This is a genomic window from Actinomadura bangladeshensis (genome assembly GCF_004348335.1).
Lineage (GTDB): Bacteria > Actinomycetota > Actinomycetes > Streptosporangiales > Streptosporangiaceae > Spirillospora > Spirillospora bangladeshensis.
The window spans coordinates 1-10,028 of sequence record NZ_SMJW01000278.1 but is presented as its reverse complement, the minus strand read 5'-3'; the positions used below and the strand labels follow the sequence as shown (position 1 = coordinate 10,028).

The window sequence follows — 10,028 nt, the reverse complement described above, 5'->3', positions numbered from 1 at the left end:
CCGCCTCCCCCACCTCCGCAGTGGTCTCGGCCTCTACCGGAACTGCTGCCTGGCCCGTCCCACCTGGCTCTACCACCAGGTGGCGCGCCTCCGGCGCTGGAGCCGCCGGGCCCGTCCGATCCGCCGCCCGCGTCGCCGACCGGAGCGATCCCGATGCCTTCTGGAGCGATCCCGATGCCGCCAGGCCCACCGTCCAGCGCCGGGCCCGCCAGTGACCGGCGAACGGTCCGGGCACCCGTGCAGATGTCGCTGCCGATCCCCCCCACCGGCAAGACCCGCACGCGTCGGGCGACGCAGCTGGCGTTGCCGGTCCCGGTGACGCGCGTGCCCCGGCCGCCCTCGCCCGGCGGCGCGGTGGCGGGTGGGCGGGCGCGGGTGCGGTCGCGGCAGCTGATGCTGCCCGGTATGCCCAGACGGCCCGTCCCGCGGCGGCAGCTGACCTTGTGGATCGACCCGCCCAAGACCAGGAGGCGCCGATGAGCACCCGCCACCAAGACGACCGGGCGCCAATGAGTACGAAGATCCCCGCCGACATCGACCAGCCCGACAAGATCCTCTACGGCCTTACCACCCGGCAACTGGGCATCTTGGCCGGCACCGCCGCAGCCTGCCTATGGATCTTCTTGACTGTCGGGCCGTTGATACCGCTGCCGGTCCTGGTCGCGGTGTTGGTGCCGGTGCTCGCGGTCGGGGTCGTGCTCGCGGTCGCCCGCCACGACGGGATGAGCCTCGACCGCTATTGTCTGGCCGCCCTCCGCCACCTGCGCGCGGGAAAGGAACGCGTTACCGCTGGGGAGCCGGTGCCGCCGCCACCGGCCTGGTGCCGGATGCGTGGACGGCTCCCTGAGCCTTTGCGGCTGCCGGTCCGTGCCATACGCCAGGACGGGGTACTGGAGTTGGCCGATGGCGAGGTCGCCGTCATTGTCCGCACCGGCACTTTGACCTTCGGCCTGCGGACGGCCGGTGAGCAGGCCGGGCTGGTGGCGGCGTTCGGCCGCTGGCTCAACTCCCTCGACGCACCCGTCCAGATTCTCGTCCAGGCCCACCCCGTCGACCTGACGGGCTTGGCCGACCACATTACTCAGCACGCACCCGCCCTACCTGATCCGGCGCTAGAGCAGGCCGCGTGCGCGCACGCCGCGTTCCTCACCGACCTCGGCAGCGCACACGACCTGCTCATCCGGCAGGTCCTCATCGTCATCACCGGCCACCTCCCAGCTCCCGCCTCCGTCCTGCCATGGCGGCAGCACGAACGGCGCCAGGCGGCACGCGACTCGGCCGCGGCGGTCGCCCTGCGACGCGCCACCGAAGCCGTGCAGAGCCTGGCAGCCCTCGCCGTCCCGGCCGAGGTCCTGGACTCCGGCAGCGCCGCCGCCGTTCTGGCCGAATCGCTGTCCCCAGGTGAGCCCCAGTTTGGGGACAACTCCGCTTCAGACGACGTGATCAGTCACCAGAAGGAGGGCTGATGAGGCCTTCGCTCCATACGCTCGCACGCACGCTCGGCCTTACCACCCAATCCGACAACTCGGGGCCTGGGCTCGCCGACGGCACCGAAGGTGGCCTGGCCGGCTTGGGGCTGGGGCCGTCGGCGCTGCGCGTCAACGCCCGGTCGCTGGAGTTGCCCGGCGGTGTGTGCGCGTCATTCGCCGTTACCGGGTATCCGCGGGAGGTCGGGGCGGGCTGGCTGGAGCCGCTGCTCACCTATCCCGGGCGCCTCGACGTCTCCCTGCACATCGACCCGATCCCGCCGCTGATCGCCGCGCAGCGGCTCCGCCGCCAACTCGCCCGCCTGGAATCAGCGTCGCGCGCCAACGCCCAGCAGGGGCGGCTGGCCGACTTCGCCGCCGAGGCCGCGGCCGACGACGCCGCCGAACTCGCCGCCTCCCTCGCCCGAGGTCACGGCCGTCTGTTCCGGGTCGGGTTGTATCTGACCGTGCACGCCCCGGACCCGGGCGTGCTGGAAGGTGAGGTACAGCGGGTGCGGGCACTGGCCGCCTCGCTACTGCTGGACGCCCAGCCCACCACCTTCCGCGCCCTGCAAGGCTGGACCACCACCCTCCCCCTCGCGCACGACACTGTGCGGACGCGGCGGGTGTTCGACACCGCCGCGCTCGCCGCCGCGTTCCCCTTCACCTCACCCGACCTGCAGCCGGTGCTGGGCGACACCCCGGTGCTGTACGGGCTGAACGCCTACTCCTCGGGTGTGGTGGTGTGGGACCGGTTCGCCCAGGACAACTACAACTCCGTCACCCTCGCCCGCTCCGGGGCCGGCAAGTCCTATTTCACCAAACTGGAAACCCTGCGACTGCTGTACCAGGACGTGCACGTCGCCGTCATCGACCCCGAAGACGAGTACCGGCGGCTGTGCGACCACGTCGCCGGCACCCGCATCGCACTCGGGGCGCCCGGCGTCTGCTTCAACCCTTTCGACCTCCCCGAAGGGCAGGGCGAAGACACTCTCATCCGGCGGGCGCTGTTCCTGCAGACCCTCATCGGCGCAATGCTGGACGAGCCGCTCACACCGGCGGCGCGGGCGGTGCTGGACCGCGCGGTCCTGGCCGCCTACCGGTCGCGCGGCATCGGCTCCGACCCCCGCACCTGGGCGCGTCCCGCCCCCGTCCTGGCCGACCTCACCACCCAACTCGACCAGGTCGCCGGGTCGCAGGCGCCGGAGGCGGGCACGGCGGCCGATCTGTCGGCGCGGCTCGCCCCCTACACCACCGGCTCGTACCGGGGCCTGTTCGCCGGGCCGACCACCACCCGCCCCTGCGGGCACTTGGTGGTGTTCTCACTGCGGGACCTGCCCGAGGAGACCCGCACCGTCGGGATGCTCCTGGCCCTGGACGCGATCTGGCGGCAAGTCGCCGACCCGGCCGACCGGCGCCGCCGCCTGGTCGTGGTCGACGAGGCGTGGATGCTCATGCGTGAAGACGAGGGCGCCCGGTTCCTATACCGGCTGGCCAAGTCCGCCCGCAAGCACTGGGCGGGCCTAGCGGTGGTCACCCAGGATGCCGGAGACCTGCTCGGTTCGGATCTGGGGCGGGCGGTGATCGCCAACTCCGCTACCCAGATCCTGCTGCGCCAAGCGCCCCAGGTCGTCGACCCGATCGCCGACGCCTTCGACCTCACCGACGGTGAGAAGACCTTCCTGCTCGCGGCCGACCGCGGCCACGGCCTGCTGTGCGGAACCGGCGCCGGAGCCGACCGGGCCGCCTTCACCGCCATCGCCAGCGGCCACGAGCACCAGCTCGTCACCACCGACCCGGCTGAACTCGCCGCCCACGCTTGCAAGGACGGCAGCATCGCAGCCACGGAAACGGAGGCCGATAACCGATGACTCGCACGCTTCTGTTCCAGGACGCTGCCGTGGTCCACGACATCGGCGGCGGCACGGGCCTGTACGGGCTGCTGTCCGACCTCGGTCACGCCCCGCACCGGCTCATCGACGCCGCCGCCGAATACGGGCCCGTCGCCGGGCTGGGTGTCCTTGGGGCTGCCGCCGCGTGGGCGAGTGTCCGGTGGGTGCTGTGGGACTGGCGCAACAGTCGGCTCGCTCCGGGGGCCCGGTTGATCGAGGTGGCGGTGCCGCCGAAGGTGGAGCCGGCCTCCGCTGCTGCCTGGTGGGCTCGCCTCATCGGCCTCACCTACCCGCGCTGGAAGCGGCTGGTCTTCGGGCAGCCGCACCTGGCCTTCGAGTACCGGGCCGACCACAACGGCGTCCGCTTCCACATCTGGGTGCCCGGCACCATACCGCCTGGAATTGTGGAGAAGACCGTCCGGGCGTCCTGGCCCGGCGCCACCCTCACCACCCACTCCGCCACACCACCGCTTCCCCTCGACCCGGAGTACGGCGCGGCGGGCGGACGACTGGTCCTGGCCCGGCCCGAGCACTTCCCGCTCACCAGCGGCCACGACACCGACCCGCTACGGGGCCTGCTGGGGACGGCGTCCGGGCTGGCCGAAGGCGAACATCTGGCCGTGCAGATCCTGGCCCGCCCCGCCACCGGCCGCCGCCTCGGCAAGGCCCACCGGGCCGCATCAGCCCTGCGCGGGGGCCGCTCCACCGCACCCCAGAGCCTCCTGTTCGACCTGGTCACCCCCGGCATGTCCGGGCACAACAACCCGGCCGAACTCGCCCGCCTGCACCCCGAACGCGCCGAACAGGTCCGCGCCGTTCTCGGTAAAGCCGCCCAGCCGCGTTTCGAGGTCCAGATCCGCTACGGCATGGCCACTCGCCACCCCGATCAGGTCGAGGCTGGGTGGCTGCGGGCGCACGCCCACGAAGTCGCGTCGACGTTCGCGCTGTTCACCTCCGGCCACCAGCGCCTGCGCCGCAGGCGCCTCCGCCGGCCCGCCGCGCGGCTGGAGTCTCGGCACCTGCACGGCGGCTACCTGCTGTCGGTGCCGGAGCTGGCGGCGCTGGCGCACCTTCCCTACGACCTGGCCGCGCCCGGTGTCACCCGCGCTGGAGCCCGCCCCATCGCGCCCTCGCCCGCCGTCCCGGTGGCCGGGCCCGGGGTCCGTGTGCTCGGGGACTCCGAAGCCGGGGCGCCGCGGCCGGTCGGGCTGACGGTCGCCGGCGCCCGCCAGCACCTGCACGTGCTCGGGCAGACCGGGGTTGGCAAGTCCACCTTCCTGGCCAACCTCATCCTGTCCGATGCCGCCGCGGGGCGCGGCGCGCTGGTCATCGACCCCAAAGGCGACCTGGTCGCCGACATCCTGGACCGCCTCCCCGAGCGGGCGGTCGGGCAGACGGTGGTGTTCGACCCGGCCGACCGGGGCCGCCCACCCTGCCTGAACGTGCTGGCGGGCGGTGATCCGGCATTCGCGGCCGAGTCGATCGTCACCACCTTCCGCCGCTGCTTCTCCTCCTCCTGGGGGCCGCGCCTGGACGACCTGCTCCGCTCGGCGTGCTTGACCCTCACCCGCGTCAACGGCACCCGCGCCACCCTGGCCGACATCCCCCGCCTGCTCACCGACACCCCCTACCGCACCCGCGTCACCACCCGCCTGGACGACGAACTGCTGCGCGGGTTCTGGGCCTCCTACGACGAGTTGACTCCGGCGGCGCGGGCGTCGGTGATCGGGCCGGTGATGAACAAACTCCGCGCGGTGCTGCTGCGGCCGTTCGTCCGCGACACCTTGTCGGGTGGAGCCTCCACTCTTGATCTGGGCGGCATGCTCGGCTCCGGCGGGCTGGTCTTGGCGCGGCTGCCCAAGGGCGTGCTCGGTGAGGACGCCGTCCGCCTGTTCGGGTCGCTACTTTTGGCGCACACCTGGCAGGCCATCACCCCGCGCGCCACCCAGCACGAGGGCGAGCGGCGCGACGCCTCCGCCTACATCGACGAGGCGCACAACTTCCTCAACCTGCCCGGCTCCATCTCCGACATCCTCGCCGAGGCCCGCGCCTACCGGTTCAGCCTCACCCTGGCCCACCAGCACCTGTCCCAGCTCCCCAAAGACCTGCGCGACGCGGTGTCTGCCGACGCCCGCAACAAGATCTACTTCGCCGCCTCACCCGAAGACGCCACCGACCTGGCCCGCCACACCGCACCCCTGCTCGCCCCGCACGACCTGTCCCACCTCGGGGCGTACCAGGCGGCGGCCCGGCTGATGGACGGGAACGCCCCGACCCCGGCCTTCACCTTCCGCACCCGCCCGCTCCCCGACCCGGTCCCCGGACGCGCCGCAGCCGTCCGCCGCGCCTCCCGCGAGCAATACGCCGCCGGACGCAGCAAACGCCTCATCCCCGCCGTTGGGCTGCGGGACCTGGCCGGCGCCTCGTCGACGCCGGCCGAGACCGGCGGCCCAGAAGACCGCGCGGCGGAAGGCTCGGCGGACGGTGCGGATGTCGAGGTGGAGTCGTGACCCGGCGGCCGAAGACGTCCATAAGGCAGCGCGGCGCGCAGATCCGGCCGCCCCGGATGACCGCCGAGCTGGTGGCCGAGGTCGCCTACCGGCTGACCGGCCGTGACCGGGAACTGCTCGCCCTGGTGTGGGAGCACCGCGTTCTCACCACCGGGCAGCTCACTGCCCTGTTCTTTCCCAGCCCCGAGCGTGCTCGCCAGCGCCTCAACCAGCTCCACCGGCTGCATGCGCTGCTGCGGTTCCGGACCTGGGTGCCGGTCGGGTCCGGGCCCTGGCACTGGGTGTTGGGGCCCGCCGGAGCGCACGTGCTGGCCGTCCAGCACGGCCAGACCTTGAGCGCGTTCGGATACAGGCAAGATGCCGCGACCGGCATCGCCGTCTCGCCTCGCCTGGCCCATCAGGTCGGCGTCAACGACTTCTTCGTCCGCCTGCACTCCCACGCTCACCAACGCGGTGACGGCACTGTCCTGGACCAGTGGTGGTCCGAGCACCGCTGCGCCGCGCACTGGGGTGACCTGGCCCGCCCGGACGCGTTCGGCCGCTGGACCGAGCCCCGCCTCGGTGGCACCACGACAACGGTGGACTTCTTCCTCGAGCACGACACCGGCACCGAAACCCTCGCCCGCGTCGCCCGCAAACTCGGCGGCTACGCCGACCTCGCCGAAGCCACCGGCACCACCACACCCGTCCTGATCTGGCTCCCCAGCCCCAAACGGGAAGCCAACCTGCGGGCCCTGCTCGGCGCTCCCGAGGTTCCGGTCGCCACCGCCGTCCACACCCCCGCCGCCTCGCCCGACGGCCCCGCCGGGCCCGTGTGGTTGCCCGCCGGAACCACCAGCCGCAGGCTCCGGCTCGCCGACCTGGCCACCTTCTGGGGAACGGTGCCCCGGCACGAGTCGGAGACCATCTGATGCCGCTGGTGATCGGAGCAGCCGCCGCGCTCCTCGGACTCATTGCGGTGCTCATCGCCGTCCTCGGCGCCGTCCTCCCCGGATCCGGGGCCGAAAGCGGGGCCTGCCAGCCCGCCCCCGGCGACTCCGTCAGCGACATCCCGCCCGCCTATCTGAGGCTCTACCGCGCAGCCGGAGAAAAGTACGGGATCGGCTGGCATGTTCTGGCAGCCGTCGGAAAGGTCGAGTCCGATCACGGGCGCGGCACCGGGCCCGGTATCGCCTCGGGCCGCAACCACGCCGGAGCCGCCGGGCCCATGCAGTTCATGCCCGGCACCTGGACCTCGTTCGGTGTCGACGGCGACCACGACGGCCGCAGAGACGTCTACGATCCGACCGACGCGGTACCCGCCGCCGCCCGCTACCTGCGGCACGGCGGGGCCCCTGAACGAGTTCGGGCCGCGCTGTTCCAGTACAACCACTCGCGCACCTACGTGGACAAGGTCCTCCGACAAGCCCGCGCCTACGCCCAGGGCGGGGCTCATGCCGAGACGAGTCCAGCCGAGTGCGCCAGCGCCTTCTCCGCAGCGCTGCCTCCCGGCAAGGCTGCCGCGGAAGCGATCGCCTATGCCCGCGCGCAACTCGGCAAACCGTATGTGTGGGGTGCCACCGGGCCGGGCGCTTTCGATTGCTCTGGGCTGACCTATGCCGCCTACCGTGCCGCCGGAGTCGACATCCCGCGCGTGTCCGGTGCGCAGTGGCGGCACGGCCCCCGCGTCCCGTACGGCCGAGAACAGCCAGGTGATCTGGTGTTCTTCAACTCCGGTCCCGGCACCGCCGCCAACAATCCAGGGCATGTCGGCCTGGTGGTCGGTGGCGGGAAGATGATCGCCGCGCCGCACACGGGGACCGTGGTGCAGGTCCAGTCCTACCGCCGCTCCACCCTGCTCGGATTCACCCGACCTGCCGCGCACCGGAGAGCAGAGACGAGGGCGAGAGGAGCCGGCCGGTGACCGACCGCCTCATCCGGGCGACCACGGCGCTGGCGGTGGTGACGGTCGCCGGTGTCGCCGCGCTCATCTCCTACGCGCACATGCTCGACCTGGTCCGCTCCTATGGCGAGGCCGGGGTTACGGCGCGGCTGGTTCCGTTCACGGTGGACGGGCTGATCTGGGCGGCGTCGATGGTGATCCTGGATGCCAGCCGCCGCGCCCGGCCGATACCGGCGCTGGCCGGGTGGAGCCTGGCGGCGGGCATCTGCGCCACCGTCGGCGCCAACGTGGCGCACGGCGCCGCCCACGGCCCCATCGGTGCGCTGGTCAGCGCGTGGCCCGCGCTGGCGCTGGTCGGCTCGTTCGAGTTGTTGATGACTCTCACTCGCCACGCGCGCCCGTCCTGGCCGGGTGAGGCGGGCGGGCGCACCGCAACGGAGCGGGCCGGGCCCGCGTGCGCCGAAGTGGAGCAGACGCCGGAGCAGGCCGTGCTGACCGAGTATCTGGCGAGCCTGAACGGGCCGGGGCGTCCGCTGTCGCAGCGGTACCTGGCCGACAAGCACGGCATCGATCGGCGCAAGGTCAAGCAGATCATCGCCCGCGCCCAGGGACCGGCGCCATCTTCACCCAGTACGCCTTGATCTCGCGCGCCGAATTGGTGGGGGCGCGGTCTTCACGCCTCTTCGTCAGTTGGTCATCGTGAGGGCCGGTCGGCGGCGGCTGTCGGCGCCAGGCCGTCAGGGCGGGAAGGGCCGTAGGCGGGGCCGCTGAGGGCGTGGCCGAGTTCGTGGTAGGTCTCGGCGACGTCGGTGCTTCCGGCGTGGTGTCCGCACCGGCCACCGTCCATCTTCTGGCAGCCGGGGCAGGACTCGGGGATCGGCGGGCGGGCCGTCGCGGCCTCGCGCAGGGCGGTGAGCAGCGCGGCCTCGTTGTCCAGGATCGGCTCGGCCGCCTCAGCGACGCGGTAGGCGACCGCGACCACCTCCTGCACGGCCTGCAGCCGGTCACGGGGCTTCTCGTCGAGTTTGGCGGTGGCGTCGATGAGGGCGCACAGCTCGAAGACCAGGCAGGCGTCGGTCGCCTCGGGCCGGGTGACGGCTGGTGAAAGGTGGTTCACGGGTGGGTCCTTTCGGTGCGGGTGGTGAGGGCGTTCAGGTGCGCGGTGTCGCGGTAGAAGGTGCGGGTGGCCTCGATGAAGGCGATGGCGAAGCCTTGGGCGAAGGGGTCGGCGTGGCGCGGGATGGTGTGGTCGGTCAGCGCGCGGCGGGCGGACTCGCGGGCGCGCCACAGCGCCTCTACGGGGTCTAGGCCCTCGTGGTCGATGTCGGTGACCGGCTCGTCCCACCAGGACGCGGTGGCGCGGGCGGCGGCGACGGCAGCAACGGCGGCGGCGATGTCCTCTCCTTCGTCGAGGCCGGCGAGCATCTTCGCCTCTGCCTCGCAACGCGCGCGGTGGGCGTCGTCGTGGCGGTCACGAATGTAGGACTCCATGCGGTTCACGGTGCGGCTCTCCTGTCGGTGTTGGAGCTTTCTTGGCGATGCCAGCGCCGCTGCCTTCCGTCCAGGCCAGGCGGTCACGGGGCGCCTGGTAGCGGTTGGCGGGTACGGCTGCGGGCCCGGTGCGCCCCTACCGGGGGCGCACCGGGCGCGGGTGGTTACGCGTTGCGTAGGGCGCGGGCGGCGGCGGTGCCGATGGCGTCGGCGGCTGCGGCGGGGTCGGTCAGGGTGATCGGGTGCGCACCGTTCATGACCCGCGCGTCGTCGGTCAGGGCCAGCCACAGCACGGCGCATCCGGATGCGGTGAGCCGGTCGAGGCGTTTCTGGCCGTCTTTGGGCTGGTCCTTCTTGAACTTGCCGTCGGAGACGATGACCAGCAGGCGGGCGGCGCCGGGGCGGGTCAACTCGACGGCCGAGTCGAGGGCGTCGACGGCCTGGACGAAGTCTTCGCGGGAGTCGTTGGCGGCGAAGTCGGTCACGGCGTTGGGGGCGTGCCCGGGGTGGACGATGGGGCGGACGGTGGAGCCGAAGATGACGGTGGCCGCGACGGCGTCGGGGACGTGCCCGGCGGCGCGGGCCATGATCCAGGCGGCGGACGCGACCGGCCGCGCCAGGGCTTTCATGGATCCGGACACGTCGCAGGCGATGCCGATGCGCAGCGGCGGCGCGGGAACGTGACGGCGGGTCGTCTGGGTGAAGGGTTCGGCGGTCGGGACGGTTCCGGCGGCGCGTTGGGCGTCGGCGGCCAGCGCGCCGCGCATGGACAGCCGTCCGGGCGGGG

General features: G+C 72.8%; 9 protein-coding genes. 6 read left to right on the top strand and 3 right to left on the bottom strand.

The window, feature by feature from the left end; translation table 11 throughout:
* The first annotated feature begins 476 nt into the window (after window positions 1-476).
* From E1284_RS34370 to E1284_RS34345, 6 genes are read left to right on the top strand one after another with little or no spacing between them, the layout of a single operon-like run.
* Window positions 477-1,466 (top strand): PrgI family protein, encoded by a 990-nt coding sequence (locus E1284_RS34370; RefSeq protein ID WP_131944335.1) that lies wholly within the window; start codon window positions 477-479, stop codon window positions 1,464-1,466.
* Window positions 1,466-3,337, top strand: a complete 1,872-nt coding sequence (locus E1284_RS34365; protein ID WP_131944334.1) for a VirB4 family type IV secretion system protein — start codon at window positions 1,466-1,468, stop codon at window positions 3,335-3,337. Before E1284_RS34370 ends, E1284_RS34365 begins: the two co-directional genes overlap by 1 nt.
* On the top strand, window positions 3,334-5,868 hold the full coding sequence (locus E1284_RS34360) for a DUF8128 domain-containing protein (protein WP_131944333.1): 2,535 nt from the start codon (window positions 3,334-3,336) through the stop codon (window positions 5,866-5,868). Before E1284_RS34365 ends, E1284_RS34360 begins: the two co-directional genes overlap by 4 nt.
* Window positions 5,865-6,779 carry a replication-relaxation family protein gene (locus tag E1284_RS43790; protein ID WP_131944332.1) on the top strand — a complete coding sequence of 305 codons (915 nt, stop codon included), beginning with the start codon at window positions 5,865-5,867 and terminating at the stop codon, window positions 6,777-6,779. The genes E1284_RS34360 and E1284_RS43790 overlap by 4 nt, the downstream gene beginning before the upstream one ends.
* Window positions 6,779-7,771 carry a C40 family peptidase gene (locus E1284_RS34350; RefSeq protein WP_131944331.1) on the top strand — a complete coding sequence of 331 codons (993 nt, stop codon included), beginning with the start codon at window positions 6,779-6,781 and terminating at the stop codon, window positions 7,769-7,771. The genes E1284_RS43790 and E1284_RS34350 overlap by 1 nt, the downstream gene beginning before the upstream one ends.
* Window positions 7,768-8,391, top strand: coding sequence for a DUF2637 domain-containing protein (locus tag E1284_RS34345; protein WP_131944330.1), 624 nt, complete (start codon window positions 7,768-7,770; stop codon window positions 8,389-8,391). Before E1284_RS34350 ends, E1284_RS34345 begins: the two co-directional genes overlap by 4 nt.
* Before the next feature lie 53 nt (window positions 8,392-8,444).
* Here E1284_RS34345 and E1284_RS34340 read toward each other — a convergent pair whose 3' ends face one another.
* From E1284_RS34340 to E1284_RS34330, 3 genes are all read right to left on the bottom strand, one after another.
* Window positions 8,445-8,867, bottom strand: a complete 423-nt coding sequence (locus E1284_RS34340) for a hypothetical protein (RefSeq protein WP_131944329.1) — start codon at window positions 8,865-8,867, stop codon at window positions 8,445-8,447.
* Window positions 8,864-9,241, bottom strand: coding sequence for a hypothetical protein (locus E1284_RS34335; RefSeq protein WP_131944328.1), 378 nt, complete (start codon window positions 9,239-9,241; stop codon window positions 8,864-8,866). Before E1284_RS34335 ends, E1284_RS34340 begins: the two co-directional genes overlap by 4 nt.
* Window positions 9,242-9,405: 164 nt before the next feature.
* Window positions 9,406-10,028 (bottom strand): vWA domain-containing protein (locus tag E1284_RS34330; RefSeq protein WP_131944327.1); only part of this gene is annotated, 623 nt, incomplete at its 5' end.